A 16863-nucleotide genomic window follows, 5' to 3' on the forward strand; every position below is an offset into this window, starting at 1 on the left:
GACTGCCTTCCGCTTGCGTGAAGGCGGCGGGATCGTCGGCAGGACTGTCGGCGGTCGCCGTCGCGACTATATGCCGGCTCAGCCTTGCGGGTTCGGCGGCGCGACCGGCTTGAGGCGCACGCCCCGGCCGCCGCGCTCGCTGGTCTGGTTCTCGCCGATGAGCTCCACCCCGGCCTCGTCGAGAGCCTGGATAACCTTCATCAGCGTATCGACCACACCCCTGACCACGCCGTCACTCGCTTCCATGCGCTGGATTGTCGGAAGCGAAACGCCGGCACGCTCGGCGAGCGTCTTCTGATCGATGCCGGCCAGCGCCCTCGCGGCGCGCATCTGGGCGGCAGTGATCATCGGTCGGAACCCCCGTCTGAGTCTGCGGAGACGACGTGTAATACAATCATAGTGATGTTTCAACCATCATAAAGCATGCATGAAACATGATCTCTCCACAAAGCCGGATGGCGGGATACGGGATGAGCATGCTACGCTACCGCCTTGGCTCTTACTGGCGGGGAAATATCAGTTGAATATTTTCAGGACCTTGACGACGTCGGCAGCCTTGCTGTCGGCGGTTTTTCTGCTGGCAGGCTGCGGACACGGGCTGATCAACCGGCTGATTTGAATGTCGCTCCGGATCGTCAGTCTTCGGGCTCGTTGCCATCGGCCACCGCCTTGTTCCGCTGCAGCATTCGCGCCGCCAGCCAGCACAGCGTCGCCCAGGTGAAGCCGGCGCACCATCCCGCCAGCACGTCGGAAGGCCAGTGGACGCCGAGATAGACGCGGCTGACGCCGACCAGCAGCGTTACCAGCACCGCCAGGCTGAGGACATAGATTTTCGTCGTTCGTCCCGGCAGGAAGCGCGCTGCCAGCGAGCCCAGCGTGAGATAGGTCACCGCCGACAGCATGGCGTGGCCGCTGGGAAACGACAGCGACGTCTCGTTGGCCAGGTGCGAGACAAGATCGGGGCGCGGCCGGTCGATGCCGGCCTTGAGCAAGGTCGACAGCAGCTGCCCGCCGGCCACCGCGACAAAGATCAGCAGCGCCGTCCTCGGCCTGCGGATCAGCAGGAGGTAGACGATCACCGCCGTTACGATCAGCACCAGCACGCTGGAGCTGCCGAGGCTGGTGATGTCGCGCATCGCGCCTTCCAGCCATGCCGGGCCGACGGGAACATCCGGCTGACCCACTTTTCGGAAAGCGAGCAGGATCTCAGTATCGAAAGCGTGCGGCGTGGTGGCCCGCGCCACCTCCATCAGTTCCTCGAAGCCCCACAGCCCGGCGGCTATCACCAGCCCGGCCAGCAGCACCGGAAATTCAAGCCAGTTGGTGAACGCACGCGGGGTCTTCATCGGATTACAGTCGCCCCTGCAGGTAAGGCCCGAGCGAGATCAGCACCACCGCCGCGATGGCCAGCACGATGCCGGTCGCTTGCAAGGCATTGACGCGTTCGCCGAAGAACACCAGCGCCACCACATTGACCGCCACCAGCTGGATCACCGCCGACAGGCTGAACGACACCGACATGCCGAACTCACGAACCAGCCGCAGCATCATCAGATTGCCCGCCGTATACAGCGCCAGTGTCAGCACGATCTTGCCAAGGCTTGGCGCCAGCCCCCATTGCTTGGCCGCGATTGCCGCCAGCAGGAAAATCACCGTCGAAACGACGAGCTGCGCCAGTCCCCAGAAACTCACTTTTGTGCCTCGCTGTCGTTTGTGGCAGCCCTTGTTTCGCAAGCGTGGCGGCACGTCAAGCAGACTGCGGCGGAACAGGCCACGGCCGAGGTGCTGAATGAATGGCAGCGCGATCGCGGTCTGACTGCCACGCTCGGTCGGATTCGTGCAAACCCAGGCAGCTGCGCTCAAGCATTGGAAAAGAATGGACTTTTAAACATGGCGTCCTACGTCTTCTGGAGGAGACTGCGATGCCAAAGTCCGTCTATGACCGTGGCCTGCTGAAACCCGACGACATCGCCAGGCTGCAACGCGTGTTCGACGAAGCCTGCCGCAGGCGCGACGTGCATCCCGATTCCGCGGATGCGCGGGAGATCGCGCTGAACCTGCTTGCGCTGCACAATGCCGGCATGGTCGAGGAAGATATGCTTATGGAAACCGTGGGTTTCCGCCGGTTGGAGCCGAAATCAGCCTGAGGCCTGCAAGGCGGCCTGGAGCAATTCCAGAAAAGTGTGAAGCGGTTTCCGTCCGGAATTGGGTAAAAAACAAAGGCCTCTAGCCGGCGCGCTGCACGACGGCCACATTCATCTCTGCCCTCAGCCTGAAGCCGATGGACTCGTACAACCGGACCGCGCCGGCATTGCTGGCATAGGCATGCAGGTAGGGAACTTCGCCGCGCGCAAAAATTCGGTTGGCCACGAACACCGACAGCAGCCGGCCGAGGCCGCTGCCGCGAAATTCGGGATGCGAGCAGACGCCGCTGAGTTCGCTGTAGCCGGGCTGCTTCATGCGCTCGCCGGCCATCGCCGCCAGCCGGCCGCCGATCTTCACGCCCCAGAACTCGCCGAGGCTCAGCGCCTTGAGCGTGAACGGGCCGGGCTTGGTCAGTGACGCCAAAGCAAGCATCTCGGCCGCGTCGTCCTGCGTCAGATGCTGCACACGCTCGTCCGACACGGAAGGCAATGGCGCCTCGGCAACCATCTGAACGCCGAAGGCGGTCACGGTCGCGGTCAGTTCCGGCGGCAAGGCAATGGGGTCCGCCTGGAGCATGAACACGCTCTCACCTGCAGGAATGAGGCTTGCGAGCGCCTGCAGGCTCTCAGCGCCGTCTGCCCCGGAAGCCGCGAAGGGGACGATTGAGGAGGGATAGCGCCTGGCGAGCCTGTCGCCATACGCAAAGATCCGATGCCGCGTGTCGAGCGCGCTCCAGACCGGACGATCGAGGACATGGCTCATGGCGCAGCATCCTGTTTCACACGACGGTCGAGCGGGGCCGCGGCCAGGCCGTCCTCTATTGCCGAGAGTTGTTCGAGAAGCGGCCCTGCAAGGCCTTTGCACAAGTCGGCAACGGCGTCCTCGATGCGCGGCCAAACGTCCCTCTTCGCCTTATCGACCAGGCGCTGGCCCTTCGCGGTCAGCGAGATCATCCTGCGGCGCTGGTCGTCGTTCGATGGCGCGGCCTCGACCAGCCCCAACTCGGCCAGCAGCGCCACGCTGCGCGTCACCCCCGGCTGGGTGATCCCCAGTGACTGCGCCAGTTCGCCGACAGGCAGCGGCCCGAGCCGGTCCAGCGCGGCCAGCAGAGGATACTGGCTGGACTGCACCGGCACCTCCAGCCCATCGAGCATGCGCTGCGTATCGGCCTGCAACTGCTCGCCGATGCGCTTCAGCCTGCTGCCGAGGGTGAGGTAGCCAAGGGATCGAATGATGTCTTCCATGGGTGTCCGTCTGTTGGATAACTATAACATCTTATATAACAAAGCAATGAACGAGTTCAAGCGCCTGCTTTGGAGGTTGGCCGCAAGCATCTCAACTTCGTCGTCCTTGGGCGAAGCAGGAGCGAAGCTCCGTCGCGGAGACCCAGGGATCATGCCTTGGCCGTGGAAGCAGCGGAGCAGAACCTGCAACGCAGCGTAGTTCAGAAGTCACGGCATGGATCCTCGGGTCTGCGCCGTCGCTACGCTCCTTGCTTCGCCCGTGGATGACGACGGGATCGGCGTTTCAGCCAATCGCCAGGATATTCGATCCGTCTTGCAGATGCGTTGAACCACTAGTCCGCGCCATAGCAGCAGCCCGAAGTGCGCGGTGGTTCTCCGTCCAGAAGCGCTCGTCTACAACCCCTTGGCGATCTGACGGGCAATCGCTTCGGCCTGCAGGCCGGCGCTGTGAAAATAGCTGGTCAGGCTTGGCCGCATGCCGATGAACCACAGGCCGGGCTGGCCGCTCGGGGTGCCGCCATTGGCCTTCGGCACGCCCTTGGCGTCGAGCACGCCGAGATCGCCCAGCATGGCCTCCAGGCCGGTGCGATAGCCGGTTGCCGCGATTACCACATCCGGCTCGAGCACCGTGCCGTCGTTCAGCCGCACGCCGGCGCCTTCGAAAGCCGCCACCGGCGCCACCACCGAAATCCATCCGGCCTTCAGCGCGGCAACCGCGCCGTCGTCAACGGCGATCGCGATCTGCTCGACGCCGAGCCGGCTGGCGCCGCCTTTCGGCGCCGGCGGCAGGCCGAAGCGGGCGAGGTCGCCGAACACCAGCCGCTGCGTCGCGGCAATCGCGGCATCGGCAATCCACGTCGGCAGCATCGCCATGAAACCGCCGAAGCGCGCCACGGCGACCTTGCCGATCCGTTTCGGCATCAGCGACGGACCCTGCCTGGCTGACAACCAGATGGCCTTGGTGTCGGCACGGGCGAGGTGGTTGAGCACGTCGAAGCCGGAATTTCCGGCCCCGACCACCAGCACGCTTTTGCCCACATAGTCCTGTGCTGTGCCGAAATCGGCGGCGTGGCTAAGTTTGCCGGTGAAAATCGCCTTGCCTTGCCAGTCCGGCGTCCATGGCAAGCGGTCGCGGCCGGTGGCGACGATGACATTGCGGGCGCTCAGCGTTTCCCGGCCCGTATGGACGAGCCAGCCATTGCCTCTGCGTTCGATCCGCTCGACGGCGGTGCCGAATTCGACCCTTATGCCGCGCGCGCGGGCAAAATCCTCGAGATAACCGATGATGGCATCCTTGTTCGGAAAGGCGGCGGTGCGGGGCGGATAGGCAAGGCCGGGCAGGGTCGACAGCGCGCGATGCGTGTTTAGGGTCAGCTTCTCGTGCCGCCGTCGCCACGGTTCGGCGATCCGCGGCTCCTTTTCAAGCACGACGACCCGCACGCCGCGCCGGCGGCCGCCAGCCCCGCCGCTCCGGCGCCGATGACGATAACCGTATAGTCGGGTCCTTTCGGCCCCAGGACGATAGGCATCGTTTCGCTTGTCGTAGCCGCCATTCGGTCGAGATTTCCTTTCAGGTGCGCCATGGGGACCCGTCCTATATGGCACGTCCCATATGGCACAGGGGCGATATGATCGATAATGAGGTCGCGTCAATGCGACTGATTCGAGGCCTTGGGGGCAAGCCTCTGTTTATCATCGGCACGCGGAAGCTCGACCATGCCCTCCTTGCGCATCTTTCTCGACAGACTGCTGGAGGGCGCCGCAGCCAAGGTGCCGCGCCAGGATTTTTCGCATGTCGAGCGGCTGGCGCTTGTCCGCCAGCACGGCGACTTCTCGCTGGCCTATTCGACCGCCGTGCAGCAAAAACTGTCCTATTTCGGCGACGCCGACGGCTACATCGCCTTCGGCACCAAGATGAAGCACCATTTCGCGCTCGGTGACCCGGTCGCCCATCCGGCCGATCGGCCCGACTATATCAGGCGCTTTGTCGAAGCCGCCGACAGCCCGTGGTTCGTGCAGATCGGCGAACCGACGGCGCGCGTTCTGGCAGGGCTTGGCTACCAGGTCAACCGCCTCGGCGTCGACACGCGGCTGGAGCTGCCGGCTCACGATTTTTCCGGCAAGCGCAACGAAACCGTGCGCTATTCCGAACGCTGGCTCTTGAAGAAGGGGTTTTCCTTTGGCGAAGGAGCGGTCTATCTCGACGAGGTCCAGCGCCTGTCACAGAACTGGCGGGCCGACCGCATCGTCAAGCGCTGGGAGATGGCGTTCCTCAACCGCCCCTTTGCCGATCATCTCGGCATCGATATGCGCCGTTTCGTGCTCTACAGCCCGGAAGGCGAGCTCGTCGCTCTGCTCGATTTCGATCCGATGTTCCGGGATGGCAAGGTGATCGGCTATACCACCTCGTTCAAGCGCAAGCACATCGATGCCTCGCCGCATGCCGAAATCGGGCTGACCAAATTCGCCGTCGACCGGTTTCGCAATGAGGGCATTTCGGTCGTCACGCTCGGCCTGTCGCCGATGCTCGATGTCGGAGCCAACAGCTTTGCCGAATCGAGCTTCTGGCGCAACGCCTTCGAGCGGGCCTATGAGTCGCCCTGGGTCAACCGCAGCAAGTTCAACCTCAAGGGCCAGGCGGCGTTCAAGCGCCGCTTCCATGGCGTCGAAGAACCGACCTACATCGCCTTCCGCGAGGGCAGGCTGATCGAGATGCTGGGGTTGCTGCGCCTCATCAAGGCGATCTAGCAAGAAGCGTGGCGGCCAACGTGGCCAATTTGCCCCCAGGAAAACTGTTGATTTGACCGGCGCATGGGCGATCGCCTGATTTAGAGTGGCAGGGTCAGTTGCGCAGCCGGTAGCCGGTGCGGAAGATCCAGGCGACGATGGTGATGCAGATGGCGAGGAACACGACCGTCATGCCGAGGCTGACGGCGACCGAGACATCGGACTTGCCGTAAAAGCTCCAGCGGAAACCGCTGATCAGGTAGACGACCGGGTTGAACAGCGTCACCGTGCGCCAGGTCTCGGGCAGCATGTTGATCGAATAGAAGCTGCCGCCGAGGAAGGTCAGCGGCGTGATGATCAACAGCGGCACCAGCTGCAATTGCTCGAAGCTTTTCGCCCAGATGCCGATGATGAAGCCGAACAGGCTGAAGGTCACCGCCGTCAAGACAAGGAAGGCCAGCATCCAGAACGGATGCTGGATGGTGAGCGGCACGAACAGCGAGGCCGTCGCCAGGATGATCAAGCCGAGGATGATCGACTTGGTCGCGGCGCCGCCGACGTAGGCGATGACGATCTCCAGATACGACACCGGCGCCGACAAGAGCTCGTAGATGGAGCCGACGAATTTCGGGAAATAGATGGCAAAGGAGGCGTTGGAGATCGACTGCGTCAACAGTGAGAGCATGATCAGGCCGGGCACGATGAAGGCGCCGTAGCTGATGCCGTCGATCTCGGTGATGCGCGAGCCGATGGCCGAGCCGAAGACGACGAAATAAAGCGATGTCGAGATCACCGGCGAGACGATGCTCTGCAGCACGGTGCGGAACGCACGCGCCATCTCGACCCGGTAGATCGCCCATACTGCTCGCCAATTCATGGCTCTTGCCTCAACAGATTGACGAAGATCTCCTCGAGCGAGCTGTTTTGCGTGTCCATGTCGCGGAACTGGATGCCTGCTGTCTCGAGTTCGCGCAGCAGCGATGCGACGCCGGGGCGTTCGCTCTGGTTGTCATAGGTGTAGGTCAGCTGTGTGCCATCGTCCGACAGCTCCAACGCGTAGTGCGAGAATGCACCGGGAATGGCGGGGAGCGGGTTGCGCAATTCCACGATCAGGCGCTTGCGGCCGAGCTTGCGCATCAGTTCGGCCTTGCCCTCGACCAGGATGATCTCGCCGCGGTTGATGACGCCGACACGGTCGGCCATCGCCTCGGCCTCTTCGATATAGTGCGTGGTGAGGATGATGGTGACGCCGTCGTCGCGCAGCCGTCGCACCATCGCCCACATGTCCTGGCGCAGTTCGACGTCGACGCCGGCCGTGGGTTCGTCGAGGAACAGGATGCGCGGCTCATGCGAGAGCGCCTTTGCAATCATCAGCCGCCGCTTCATGCCGCCCGACAGCGTGATCGCCTTGGCGTCCTTCTTGTCCCACAACGACAGGTCGCGCAGCACCTTTTCGACGAAGCCCGGATTGGGCGGCCTGCCAAACAGGCCGCGGCTGTAGGTGACGGTTGCCCAGACGCTCTCGAACGCGTCGATGGTCAGCTCCTGCGGCACCAGCCCGATCAGGCTGCGCGCCGCGCGGTAGTCTCGGTTGATGTCGTGGCCGTCGACGGTCACCGTTCCCGACGAACGGTTGACGATGCCGCAGACGATCGAGATCAGCGTCGTCTTGCCGGCGCCGTTCGGCCCCAGCAGCGCGAAAATCTCGCCGCGTTCGATGTCGAGGTTGATTTCCTTCAGCGCCTTGAAGCCGGTGGCGTAGGTCTTGGTGACCCCGGAAATCGAAATGATGGAAGGCAAATTCGTGGAAGACATGTGGCCGAAAACGACTGTTTGAAAGAGGCGGGGATTATTATTGCGCTGAATGTCGGTGCGCAGGCTCGGAAGTCAATGCCGCTGCTGACAATTGTGGACAAACGTTCCCCTTTTGCCGTTTCGTCATGGGGGTGTCGGGGCGCTGACGGTTTGATCCCATCTGCTGCGACAACGCGCCCCGCGTGACGCCAAGCCGCTTTGACCGGACCGCATCCGCCGCCTATTCTGCGCCAACAAACAGCAGCCGGAGCCCGCATGGACCCGCTCATCCTGTCGCGAATGCAGTTCGGGGCGAATATCTCGTTCCACATCCTGTTTCCGACCATCACGATTGCGCTTGGCTGGGTGCTGCTGTTCTTCAAGCTCCGCTACAACGCCACCAATGATTCCGCCTGGATGCGCGCTTATTTCACCTGGGTGAAAGTGTTCGCGCTGTCCTTCGCCATGGGCGTGGTCTCGGGCGTCACCATGAGCTTCCAGTTCGGCACCAACTGGCCGGGCTATATGGAGCATGTAGGCAACATCGCCGGGCCGCTGCTTGCCTACGAGATCCTCACCGCCTTCTTCCTCGAAGCGGCCTTCCTCGGCATCATGCTGTTCGGGTTCCGCCGCGTCTCCAACCGCGTCCACACGCTGGCGACGGTATTGGTCGCCGGCGGCACCACGCTGTCAGCCTTCTGGATCATTGCGCTGAACTCCTGGATGCAGACGCCGGCCGGCTTCGAGATGATCGACGGCAAGGCGCATCCCGTCGACTGGTGGGCGATCGTCTTCAACCCGTCCATGCCCTACCGTCTGACGCATATGCTGCTTGCCTCCGGCCTGACGGTGTCGTTCCTGATCGCCGGCCTGTCGGCGCTGCGCTACCTCACCGGCGACCGGTCGGAATCGATGTGGAAGGCGCTGCGCACCGGCGTCTTCACCGCCGCCATCCTGATCCCGATCCAGATCTTTGCTGGCGACCAGCACGGGCTGAATACGCTGGAGCACCAGCCGCAGAAGATCGCCGCCATGGAGGCGAACTGGAACACCGGCCCCAACGTGCCGCTGGTGCTGTTTGCGCTGCCCGACGAGGCGGCGAAGGAAAACAAATTCGAGATCGCCATTCCCGACGGCGCCAGCCTGGTGCTGCGCCACGCCACCAGCGGTATCGTGCCGGGGCTCAACGACTATCCCGGCCTGCACCCGCCGGTGTTCCCGGTGTTCTGGGGCTTCCGCATCATGGTCGGCACCGGCATTTTGATGCTCATCGTCTCGTGGTCGGCGACCTTCTTCCTCAAGCGCCGCCACAGCCTGCCGAGGCCGCTGGCCATGCTGATGGTGCCGATGGCGCTGTCGGGCTGGCTGGCGACGCTGGCCGGCTGGTACACCACCGAAATCGGCCGCCAGCCCTGGCTGGTCACCGGCGTGCTGAAAACCGCCGACGCTATCGGCCCGGTCGCCGGCAGCCATGTCGCGCTGACGCTCGCCATCTATCTCCTCCTCTATGTGCTGCTGCTGATCGCCTATCTTGGCGTGCTGGTGCACCTGGCGCTGAAGGCCGCCAAGGACGGCGATACCTCGCCGCTGCCGGGCGTCATGAAGACGGCGATGTCGCAACCGGCCGCAGCGGAGTGAGGAATGGTCCGCGTAGCGGACGAAAAGCCAACGATTTGGCTTTTCGAATGACGAACGCCCGGAGCCATAGCGAAGGGCAGAACCGTTGATGAGAGGGATGACAGACCGATGAGCTTCGACTGGCCAACCGCGCTGCCCCTGATCTTCGCCGGCCTGATGGGCCTCGCCATCCTGATCTACGTCATTCTCGACGGTTTCGATCTCGGCATCGGCATCCTGTTCTCGGTCGCCGAAGATGCCGAGCAGGACACCATGATCGCGGCAATAGGCCCGTTCTGGGATGCCAACGAGACCTGGCTGGTGCTGGCCGTCGGCCTGCTCCTGGTCGCCTTTCCGTTGGCGCATGGCGTCATCCTCACCGCGCTCTACATTCCGGTCTTCGTGCTTTTGGTTGGCCTCATCCTGCGCGGCGTCGCCTTCGATTTCCGCGCCAAGGTGCCCGCCGGCAAGAAGCACCGCTGGAACCGCATTTTCTTCCTCGGTTCCGTCATCGCCTCGCTGGCGCAAGGCTATATGCTCGGCGTCTATGTGCTTGGCCTCGATGTCGGCTTTGGCGGCATCGCTTTCGGCGCGCTGGTGGCGCTCTGCCTGTCGGCGGCCTATGCAGCGATGGGCGCGGCCTGGGTCATCTACAAGACCGAGGGCGATTTGCAGAGGAAGGCGGTGGCCTGGCTGCGCACGGCCCTGGTGCTGACCGCGCTCGGCATGGCGGCGGTGTCGCTGGCGACCCCATTCGCCAGTCCGCGCATTTTCGCCAAATGGTTCGTCTGGCCCGAAATGCTCTATCTGTCGCCGCTGCCGATCCTGTCGGCGCTGCTGTTCCTGTGGCTGTGGCGGCAGACCTTCCATCTGCCCAAGCCCGACGATCGCCACGCGCTGCGGCCGTTCCTGACGCTCGCCGCCATCTTCGCGCTCGGCTTTGCCGGGCTTGCCTGGTCGTTCTATCCTTTCGTGGTGCCCGACAGGCTGACCATCTGGCAGGCGGCGTCGGCGACGGAAAGCCTGGCCATCATCCTCGCCGGCACGGTCGTCGTGTTGCCGGTGATCATCTTCTATTCGTTCTATGCGTATCGGGTGTTTGGCGGGAAGGCGACGGATCTGACGTATGATTGAAGGGCTCTCTAATCGCGGTTTGCGCGAGGCACCCCCCTCTGGCCTGACGGCCATCTCCCCCTCAAGGGGGGAGATCAGCTCCTCACTGCGGCCTTCGCCAACCTTGCAAGATGAGCACCGTCAGCGACGCTGCCAATCTCACCCCTTGAGGGGGAGATGCCCGGAAGGGCAGAGCGGGGTGCTGTCCCGCTGGCGTCTCAGGTAGGGCGTCGCCGCTCTCTGCGTCCGGCCAAGTCCTATCGCCCCTCAGCTCTTCCCCGCCAGCACCAGCACCGGCTTCTCGCTGTACAACCCCGGGAACAGCGCCTTCAAATTCGCCACCTTGGGCAGGTCGTTGTAGACGATGTAGGGGTAGGTCGGGTTCAGCGTCAAAAAGTCCTGGTGATATTCCTCGGCCGGATAGAAGGTTTTGCCCGTCTCCAGCGTGGTGACGATGGGCTTGGCAAACACCTTCGCCTGGTCGAGCTGGGCGATGTAGCTCTGGGCGATCTTCTGCTGCGCATCGTTCTCGGCAAAGATGGTCGAGCGGTACTGGGTGCCCGAGTCGGGGCCCTGGAAGTTCAACTGCGTCGGGTTGTGGGCGACCGAGAAATAGACCTGCAGCAGCTGGCCGTACGTCACCTTGGACGGATCGTAGGTGATCTCGACCGATTCGGCGTGGCCGGTGCGGCCGCTGCCCACCGTTTCGTAGACGGCGTCATCCTTGGCGCCGCCGGTGTAGCCGGAGACGGCCTTGGTCACGCCCTTGACGTGCTGGAACACGCCCTGCACGCCCCAGAAGCAGCCGCCGGCGAAGATAGCCTTCTCGCTGCCGCTGGCGGCCTTCTCGTCCACTGCCGGCGGCGGGATCACCACCGCGTCCTCGGCCGAGCGCGCCGGGCTCTGCCAGAAGGCAGCCGCGGCGGCGGCGACGATGAGCGCGGCAAGCGCGCTCTTGAAGATCGGCGTTCTCGTCCTTGCAATGCCGGTCATGTCTGATCTCCTTGATGGTGGCGAAGACTATACGACAGAACGTCCCGCCTGGTTTCTCAAATTGCCGTGCGCCGGCCCGGCCATTGTGCGGCCGGGCCATGGGACCAAGCCTTATTGCGCGGGCGCCATGGCGTCCGCCGGCTTCATCGCATCCGTTGCGGGCTTCATCGCATCGGCCGGCTTCATGGCGTCGGTGGCGGGTTTCATTGCATTCGTCGCCATTGGGTCGGCGGGCTTCATGGCACCGGTCGCCGGCGCCATGGCATCGGTCACGGGCTTCATCGCATCGGTGGCCATCGCCGGCTTCATGGCGTTGGTCGCTTCGTCGGCACGGGCGCCGGCGGCGAAGCCGGTCATCGAAAGCGCAAGGGCGAGCGCGGTCAGGGTCTTGGTCATGATGGTATTTCCTCCTTGAAGAGGGCGCGCGGATGCGAGCCCGGTTATGCCGCGCTAGCGGCGTTGCGTAGAAAAAGAATCAGTCGGCGGCTGCAGCCAGGATCGGCCCGCCACCCGGCGACTGCACCAGCACCGCGGTGCTCAGCCCGCCGCTTGCCGCCGGCAGCGGCAGCGTGGTGGCGTCGCCGCTCCAGCTGCCGAGTTTCTCCAGCGAGTGCACGACATTGGCATGCGGCAGCGTGCGGCCGGTGTTCTCGCCGCGCGCCACCGGCACTTCGACGACGCCCTTGTTGTAGCGGACCAGCCAGACATCGGCGCGGCCGGCCGGCGCGGAACCGGCGCCGATGCTGATCTTGCCGCCGTCGAGCGACAGCGTCGGCCCGTTCGTGCGGCCACTTGCGGAAATCAGCTGCTCGATCTCGCCTGATGCCGCGCCCACCGCATCGGCACCGCCATTGACCACCACCTGCGGCGTGAACGGGCCGGAGCGGCCGAGCGACGGCTCATAGCGCACCTGGCGCTGGGTAAATTCCTCGCGGCCGAAAATGTCTTTCCAGCCGAGATAGTCCCAGTAGGTGACGTTGAACGACAGCGCCAGAACGCCCGGCTGGTCCTTGACCTTGATCAGGTTGGCATTGGCCGGCGGGCAAGACGAACAGCCCTGGCTGGTGAACAATTCGACCACGGTGAGCGGCTGGGCGAAGGCGGTGCCGCCAAGCATCATCAGCGCCGCGCCTGCGGCAGCCAGCATGCCGGCGCGTTTTGGGTTAAGTCCAGTCATCGGGGGTCTCCGTTGCGGCGGGTTCATCCCACACTTCGTCGCTGCCCGAGGCTTCGTTACATGGTTCACCGCTTCGTGATTGGGGGCGGACGCGTCGTTGCCTTCTCCCCTTGTGGGAGAAGGTGGATCGGCGCGAAGCGCCGAGACGGATGAGGGGTGTTCCAGCGGAGTGAGACGTTGGTTAATCTAACGTCATGCCACATCAGCCCGTCGCTCCTGCCAAACGAAACTTTGCCCGTTCGCTCCGACGTGAAATGACGGAGGCGGAAGACAAACTGTGGCACGAACTACGTGACCGCAGGCTCGATCGGATCAAATTTCGGCGCCAAGTTCCTGTTGGAAAATACGTCGCCGATTTCGCTTTGTCTTGAATCACTCCTCATCATCGAGATCGATGGGAGTCAGCATGCGGACTCAGAGTCAGACCAGGCCCGTAGAACGGAACTGGAGGCGAGAGGCTTTCGTGTGTTGCGCTTTTGGAACGACGATGTCCTGAAAGACATGGACAGCGTCTGCACCACGATAATCGCTTATGTAAGGGATGTCAGTTTGCAGCCATGGCGGTGAAAGAACGCCGGCGTCAAGCTGGAACACCCCTCATCCGTCTCGGCGCTGCGCGCCGATCCACCTTCTCCCACAAGGGGAGAAGGCAAGGGCACCGCCACCCCGCTTGCCCCTGCAACCCGCCCCTGCTAAAGCGCGCGCCATGAGCACGCCTCTCGACCACATCCGCAATTTCTCCATCGTCGCCCATATCGACCATGGCAAATCCACGCTTGCCGACCGGCTGATCCAGTCCACCGGCGGGCTGGAGCTGCGCGACATGAAGGAGCAGGTGCTGGACTCGATGGACATCGAGCGCGAGCGCGGCATCACCATCAAGGCGCAGACGGTGCGGCTGAAATACCGCGCCAACAATGGCGAGGACTATATCCTCAACCTCATCGACACGCCCGGCCATGTCGACTTCGCCTATGAAGTGTCGCGCTCGCTCGCCGCCTGCGAGGGTTCGCTGCTGGTCGTCGACGCCAGCCAAGGCGTCGAGGCGCAGACGCTGGCCAATGTCTACCAGGCCATCGACAACAACCACGAGATCGTCGTGGTGCTGAACAAGGTCGACCTGCCGGCCGCCGAGCCCGAGCGCATCCGCGAGCAGGTCGAGGAGGTCATCGGCATCGACGCCTCCAACGCCGTGCTGATCTCGGCCAAGACCGGCCTCGGCATTCCCGATGTGCTGGAGGCCATCGTCCACCAATTGCCGCCGCCGCGCGAAGGCGATGCGTCGGCACCCCTGAAAGCCATGCTGGTCGACAGCTGGTACGACGCCTATCTCGGCGTCATCGTGCTGGTGCGCATCATCGACGGCGTGCTGAAGAAGGGCGCGACCATCCGCATGATGGGCACCGGCGCAAAGCATCTGGTCGAGCGCACCGGCGTGTTCACGCCCGCCCGCATCAATGTCGACGAGCTCGGCCCCGGCGAGTTCGGTTTCTTCACCGGCTCGATCAAGGAAGTGGCCGACACCCGCGTCGGCGACACCATCACCGAGGACAAGCGCCAGACGGCGCATGCGCTGCCCGGCTTCAAGCCGGCGCAGCCGGTGGTGTTTTGCGGCCTGTTCCCGGTCGACGCCGCCGATTTCGAGGATCTGCGCGCCGCCGTCGGCAAACTGCGCCTCAACGACGCCAGCTTCTCCTATGAAATGGAGACCAGTGCCGCGCTCGGCTTCGGCTATCGCTGCGGCTTCCTCGGTCTGCTGCACCTGGAAATCATCCAGGAGCGGCTGGAACGCGAGTTCAACCTCGACCTCATTGCCACGGCGCCGAGCGTCGTCTACCGGCTGCTGCTCAATGACGGCTCGGTCAAGGAACTGCACAACCCCGCCGACATGCCCGACGTGGTGAAGATCTCAGCCATCGAGGAGCCGTGGATCCGCGCCACCATCCTGACCCCTGACGATTATCTCGGCGGCATATTGAAGCTTTGCCAGGACCGGCGCGGCATCCAGGCCGACCTGTCCTATGTCGGCAAGCGCGCCATGCTGATCTACGACCTGCCGCTCAACGAAGTCGTGTTCGACTTCTACGACCGGCTGAAGTCGATCTCCAAGGGCTACGCCTCCTTCGACTATCATCTGACCGACTACAAGGAAGGCGATCTGGTGAAGATGTCGATCCTGGTCAATGAAGAGCCGGTCGACGCGCTGTCCATGCTGGTCCACCGCACGGCGGCGGAAAAGCGCGGCCGCCAGATGTGCGAGAAGCTCAAGGAGCTGATCCCGAACCATCTGTTCAAGATCCCGATCCAGGCCGCCATCGGCGGCAAGGTCATCGCCCGCGAAACCATCTCGGCGCTGCGCAAGGACGTGACCGCGAAGTGCTACGGCGGCGACGTCTCGCGCAAGCGCAAGCTGCTGGACAAGCAGAAAGAGGGCAAGAAGCGGATGCGGCAGTTTGGGAAGGTGGATATCCCGCAGGAGGCGTTTATCCAGGCGCTGAAGATGGGGGATTAAGCGGTCCGGCCTCTGGCCGGACGCATCGAGCCGGTGGGTCGATGCGAGCGCAAGTCCGGGTGGGAGCTGCCGAAGGCAGCGGGTTCCACCCCGGGGTTTGCGGCAGTGCGGTTAGCCGATTATTTAACGGGTGATTGTAGCGATGACCGGAGCCACTGCGGGGGCAGAAGCCGATGACCCGAATTTATCGATTGACCTCTGATGGCCGGCAATGGCCGCCAGCGCAAAAAGACGGTCTGTTCGTTCTTGGAGATCCCACAGCTCGTGACGTCAAGCACCACAAAAAGAATGAAGTTCTTGTTCGAACAGAAGAAGAGGCAATCCGCCTTATTCTCAAAGGCTTTTCCATTCGCGTTGAAACAAACACGCGGCCATCACTTGTCCGACGCAACATCTTTGTCGACGGAAAACCCGTGAGCTGAGGCGCTGGCTCCTCAGCTCATACAAGGTAATAAGGCTGCACTCGCCCGGCATCTGCGATCTAAGCATTGATATTTATTGCGCGTCCCCTAACATGGCCTCGGGATTTTGGGAGGGGCTGCATGAAACTAAAAATAGGAAAGATTACGCTTCCAGGACCGGTTCTAATTCCCTCCATTTCGATTTTCGAAACTCAGGGCAAATTGACTGATGCGCTGACTCTCCAAGACGCATTAAGCGAACCGATCACCCTTCTCTCTGCCCACGACATTGCAATACAACCCGAACTAATGCCCCAAATATCTCGCTTCCGAGAACGAGGTGGAGCGGTTTTCATTGATAGCGGAGGTTACGAGGCTTCTCGGATCGGACGGTACGTCAAAGCCTACAGAGAAGGTTGGACGATAGACCACTACAAATCGGTGATTGACGTCTGCGAGCACGATCTCGCAGCAAGCTTCGACCTATTTATTAAGGAGGGTGAGACACCTCAGGATTTCCAACTGAGACTCTGCGACTTTCTCGCCTACGAGCATGAATTCATCGAAAAGGGTAAAATTGTCCCGGTAGTCCACCTCCATAATTTCTTGGGTGCTCCATCTTTGACCGATGATGAAGCTGTTGACTTGGTCGATCGCATTGCAGCCGAAATTGACCCGAGCTTTATCGCTATTCCTGAGCGAGAACTCGGAGATGGCCTTGCCGCGAAGCGTGACCTGACGAAGAAAATCACTTCGAAGCTCGCTCAGAAGGAGCGCAAGGCTGGTCTGCATGTTTTGGGATGCGGAAATCCTCTTTCATTCGCAATTTTGGCAGAAGCCGGGATCGCGATGGCGGACGGACTGGAGTGGTGCCGCATACTTGTTGGCCCAAACTTTCATTTGCACCATTTTCAACATGGCGGGCTGTTTCCAGCGCCCGAATTCGATGTGTATAACCCTACTGCAGACGTGATTCGCGATACGAGTCAACACTATCTCACATTGACGCTGGCAAGAAATCTGCACGCTCTGCAGGGCTTTGTGAAGCAGGTTATCGATGCGCTTGAGGGCGACGATCTCTCCAATTTTCTTGAACGGAATTTTGGAGAGCAGGCGGCGCGGGTTATAAGATAAGATCAG

General features: G+C 62.6%; 21 protein-coding genes. 10 read left to right on the forward strand and 11 right to left on the reverse strand.

Annotation, left to right across the window (positions count from 1 at the left end; genetic code table 11):
* Nucleotides 1–78: 78 nt before the first annotated feature.
* On the reverse strand, nucleotides 79–348 hold the full coding sequence (locus NLY42_RS07260) for a helix-turn-helix domain-containing protein (protein ID WP_023673276.1): 270 nt from the start codon (nucleotides 346–348) through the stop codon (nucleotides 79–81).
* Nucleotides 349–427: 79 nt separating this feature from the next.
* Between NLY42_RS07260 and NLY42_RS07265 the strand changes: the two genes are divergently transcribed.
* Nucleotides 428–619, forward strand: a complete 192-nt coding sequence (locus NLY42_RS07265; RefSeq protein ID WP_023755330.1) for a hypothetical protein — start codon at nucleotides 428–430, stop codon at nucleotides 617–619.
* A gap of 16 nt (nucleotides 620–635) precedes the next feature.
* Here NLY42_RS07265 and NLY42_RS07270 read toward each other — a convergent pair whose 3' ends face one another.
* A complete protein-coding gene (locus tag NLY42_RS07270; protein ID WP_023687516.1) occupies nucleotides 636–1346 on the reverse strand; it encodes a phosphatase PAP2 family protein in 711 nt (236 codons plus the stop codon).
* Between the two features lie 4 nt (nucleotides 1347–1350).
* On the reverse strand, nucleotides 1351–1692 hold the full coding sequence (locus tag NLY42_RS07275) for a hypothetical protein (protein ID WP_023673273.1): 342 nt from the start codon (nucleotides 1690–1692) through the stop codon (nucleotides 1351–1353).
* Nucleotides 1693–1922: 230 nt separating this feature from the next.
* Here NLY42_RS07275 and NLY42_RS07280 point away from each other — a divergent pair, with 230 nt between their 5' ends.
* A complete protein-coding gene (locus NLY42_RS07280) occupies nucleotides 1923–2147 on the forward strand; it encodes a hypothetical protein (protein ID WP_023687518.1) in 225 nt (74 codons plus the stop codon).
* Between the two features lie 79 nt (nucleotides 2148–2226).
* Here the strand turns inward: NLY42_RS07280 and NLY42_RS07285 are convergent, their stop codons facing one another.
* The 3 genes from NLY42_RS07285 to NLY42_RS07295 form a co-directional block, all read right to left on the reverse strand.
* Nucleotides 2227–2907: a GNAT family N-acetyltransferase gene (locus tag NLY42_RS07285; RefSeq protein WP_023755329.1), complete on the reverse strand. Its 681-nt coding sequence runs from the start codon at nucleotides 2905–2907 to the stop codon at nucleotides 2227–2229.
* Nucleotides 2904–3389: a MarR family winged helix-turn-helix transcriptional regulator gene (locus NLY42_RS07290; RefSeq protein WP_023755328.1), complete on the reverse strand. Its 486-nt coding sequence runs from the start codon at nucleotides 3387–3389 to the stop codon at nucleotides 2904–2906. The genes NLY42_RS07285 and NLY42_RS07290 overlap by 4 nt, the downstream gene beginning before the upstream one ends.
* Nucleotides 3390–3782: 393 nt before the next feature.
* Nucleotides 3783–4817, reverse strand: a complete 1035-nt coding sequence (locus NLY42_RS07295; protein WP_245263573.1) for a flavin-containing monooxygenase — start codon at nucleotides 4815–4817, stop codon at nucleotides 3783–3785.
* 288 nt (nucleotides 4818–5105) lie between these two features.
* Here NLY42_RS07295 and NLY42_RS07300 point away from each other — a divergent pair, with 288 nt between their 5' ends.
* Nucleotides 5106–6137 carry a phosphatidylglycerol lysyltransferase domain-containing protein gene (locus NLY42_RS07300; RefSeq protein ID WP_023748240.1) on the forward strand — a complete coding sequence of 344 codons (1032 nt, stop codon included), beginning with the start codon at nucleotides 5106–5108 and terminating at the stop codon, nucleotides 6135–6137.
* A gap of 94 nt (nucleotides 6138–6231) precedes the next feature.
* Here the strand turns inward: NLY42_RS07300 and NLY42_RS07305 are convergent, their stop codons facing one another.
* Nucleotides 6232–6993, reverse strand: a complete 762-nt coding sequence (locus NLY42_RS07305) for an ABC transporter permease (RefSeq protein WP_023736973.1) — start codon at nucleotides 6991–6993, stop codon at nucleotides 6232–6234.
* A complete protein-coding gene (locus NLY42_RS07310) occupies nucleotides 6990–7916 on the reverse strand; it encodes an ABC transporter ATP-binding protein (protein ID WP_023748239.1) in 927 nt (308 codons plus the stop codon). The genes NLY42_RS07305 and NLY42_RS07310 overlap by 4 nt, the downstream gene beginning before the upstream one ends.
* Before the next feature lie 270 nt (nucleotides 7917–8186).
* Here NLY42_RS07310 and NLY42_RS07315 point away from each other — a divergent pair, with 270 nt between their 5' ends.
* Nucleotides 8187–9548: a cytochrome ubiquinol oxidase subunit I gene (locus NLY42_RS07315; RefSeq protein ID WP_023755327.1), complete on the forward strand. Its 1362-nt coding sequence runs from the start codon at nucleotides 8187–8189 to the stop codon at nucleotides 9546–9548.
* A 108-nt stretch (nucleotides 9549–9656) separates the two neighbouring features.
* Nucleotides 9657–10661 (forward strand): cytochrome d ubiquinol oxidase subunit II, encoded by a 1005-nt coding sequence (locus tag NLY42_RS07320; protein ID WP_023755326.1) that lies wholly within the window; start codon nucleotides 9657–9659, stop codon nucleotides 10659–10661.
* 246 nt (nucleotides 10662–10907) lie between these two features.
* Here NLY42_RS07320 and msrA read toward each other — a convergent pair whose 3' ends face one another.
* From msrA to NLY42_RS07335, 3 genes are all read right to left on the reverse strand, one after another.
* The gene (msrA, locus tag NLY42_RS07325) at nucleotides 10908–11633 is read right to left on the reverse strand and encodes a peptide-methionine (S)-S-oxide reductase MsrA (RefSeq protein WP_023710365.1); all 726 of its coding nucleotides are present in this window, start codon (nucleotides 11631–11633) and stop codon (nucleotides 10908–10910) included.
* Nucleotides 11634–11744: 111 nt separating this feature from the next.
* Nucleotides 11745–12029, reverse strand: a complete 285-nt coding sequence (locus NLY42_RS07330) for a hypothetical protein (RefSeq protein ID WP_023755325.1) — start codon at nucleotides 12027–12029, stop codon at nucleotides 11745–11747.
* Nucleotides 12030–12108: 79 nt separating this feature from the next.
* Complete coding sequence (locus NLY42_RS07335; RefSeq protein ID WP_023755324.1) at nucleotides 12109–12810, reverse strand: DUF1223 domain-containing protein; 702 nt, start codon at nucleotides 12808–12810, stop codon at nucleotides 12109–12111.
* Nucleotides 12811–13004: 194 nt separating this feature from the next.
* On the opposite strand from NLY42_RS07335, the gene NLY42_RS31785 reads away from it, so the two are divergent.
* The 5 genes from NLY42_RS31785 (at nucleotide 13005) to NLY42_RS07355 (ending at nucleotide 16857) form a co-directional block, all read left to right on the forward strand.
* Nucleotides 13005–13181: an endonuclease domain-containing protein gene (locus NLY42_RS31785; protein WP_348528088.1), complete on the forward strand. Its 177-nt coding sequence runs from the start codon at nucleotides 13005–13007 to the stop codon at nucleotides 13179–13181.
* Nucleotides 13102–13377 (forward strand): endonuclease domain-containing protein, encoded by a 276-nt coding sequence (locus NLY42_RS07340; protein ID WP_348528089.1) that lies wholly within the window; start codon nucleotides 13102–13104, stop codon nucleotides 13375–13377. The genes NLY42_RS31785 and NLY42_RS07340 overlap by 80 nt, the downstream gene beginning before the upstream one ends.
* A 139-nt stretch (nucleotides 13378–13516) precedes the next feature.
* On the forward strand, nucleotides 13517–15322 hold the full coding sequence (lepA, locus tag NLY42_RS07345; RefSeq protein WP_023673259.1) for a translation elongation factor 4: 1806 nt from the start codon (nucleotides 13517–13519) through the stop codon (nucleotides 15320–15322).
* 173 nt (nucleotides 15323–15495) lie between these two features.
* Nucleotides 15496–15744 (forward strand): hypothetical protein, encoded by a 249-nt coding sequence (locus NLY42_RS07350; RefSeq protein ID WP_156933824.1) that lies wholly within the window; start codon nucleotides 15496–15498, stop codon nucleotides 15742–15744.
* A gap of 120 nt (nucleotides 15745–15864) precedes the next feature.
* Entirely contained in the window at nucleotides 15865–16857 is a 993-nt protein-coding gene (locus NLY42_RS07355; RefSeq protein ID WP_023755322.1) for a hypothetical protein, read from the forward strand.
* Nucleotides 16858–16863: the final 6 nt, after the last annotated feature.

This window comes from Mesorhizobium sp. C372A (assembly GCF_030323245.1).
Classification (GTDB): domain Bacteria; phylum Pseudomonadota; class Alphaproteobacteria; order Rhizobiales; family Rhizobiaceae; genus Mesorhizobium.

Excerpts from the sequence above, each read along its gene's own strand:
- NLY42_RS07265 (WP_023755330.1), top strand. The coding sequence starts at position 428 with ATGAAACATGATCTCTCCACAAAGCCGGATGGCGGGATACGGGATGAG.
- NLY42_RS07330 (WP_023755325.1), bottom strand. The coding sequence starts at position 12,029 with ATGACCAAGACCCTGACCGCGCTCGCCCTTGCGCTTTCGATGACCGGC.
- NLY42_RS07355 (WP_023755322.1), top strand. The coding sequence starts at position 15,865 with ATGAAACTAAAAATAGGAAAGATTACGCTTCCAGGACCGGTTCTAATT.
- NLY42_RS07285 (WP_023755329.1), bottom strand. The coding sequence starts at position 2,907 with ATGAGCCATGTCCTCGATCGTCCGGTCTGGAGCGCGCTCGACACGCGG.
- NLY42_RS07320 (WP_023755326.1), top strand. The coding sequence starts at position 9,657 with ATGAGCTTCGACTGGCCAACCGCGCTGCCCCTGATCTTCGCCGGCCTG.
- NLY42_RS07260 (WP_023673276.1), bottom strand. The coding sequence starts at position 348 with ATGATCACTGCCGCCCAGATGCGCGCCGCGAGGGCGCTGGCCGGCATC.
- lepA (WP_023673259.1), top strand. The coding sequence starts at position 13,517 with ATGAGCACGCCTCTCGACCACATCCGCAATTTCTCCATCGTCGCCCAT.
- NLY42_RS07270 (WP_023687516.1), bottom strand. The coding sequence starts at position 1,346 with ATGAAGACCCCGCGTGCGTTCACCAACTGGCTTGAATTTCCGGTGCTG.
- NLY42_RS07305 (WP_023736973.1), bottom strand. The coding sequence starts at position 6,993 with ATGAATTGGCGAGCAGTATGGGCGATCTACCGGGTCGAGATGGCGCGT.
- NLY42_RS07350 (WP_156933824.1), top strand. The coding sequence starts at position 15,496 with ATGACCCGAATTTATCGATTGACCTCTGATGGCCGGCAATGGCCGCCA.
- NLY42_RS07280 (WP_023687518.1), top strand. The coding sequence starts at position 1,923 with ATGCCAAAGTCCGTCTATGACCGTGGCCTGCTGAAACCCGACGACATC.
- NLY42_RS07315 (WP_023755327.1), top strand. The coding sequence starts at position 8,187 with ATGGACCCGCTCATCCTGTCGCGAATGCAGTTCGGGGCGAATATCTCG.
- NLY42_RS31785 (WP_348528088.1), top strand. The coding sequence starts at position 13,005 with ATGCCACATCAGCCCGTCGCTCCTGCCAAACGAAACTTTGCCCGTTCG.
- msrA (WP_023710365.1), bottom strand. The coding sequence starts at position 11,633 with ATGACCGGCATTGCAAGGACGAGAACGCCGATCTTCAAGAGCGCGCTT.
- NLY42_RS07335 (WP_023755324.1), bottom strand. The coding sequence starts at position 12,810 with ATGACTGGACTTAACCCAAAACGCGCCGGCATGCTGGCTGCCGCAGGC.
- NLY42_RS07300 (WP_023748240.1), top strand. The coding sequence starts at position 5,106 with ATGCCCTCCTTGCGCATCTTTCTCGACAGACTGCTGGAGGGCGCCGCA.
- NLY42_RS07290 (WP_023755328.1), bottom strand. The coding sequence starts at position 3,389 with ATGGAAGACATCATTCGATCCCTTGGCTACCTCACCCTCGGCAGCAGG.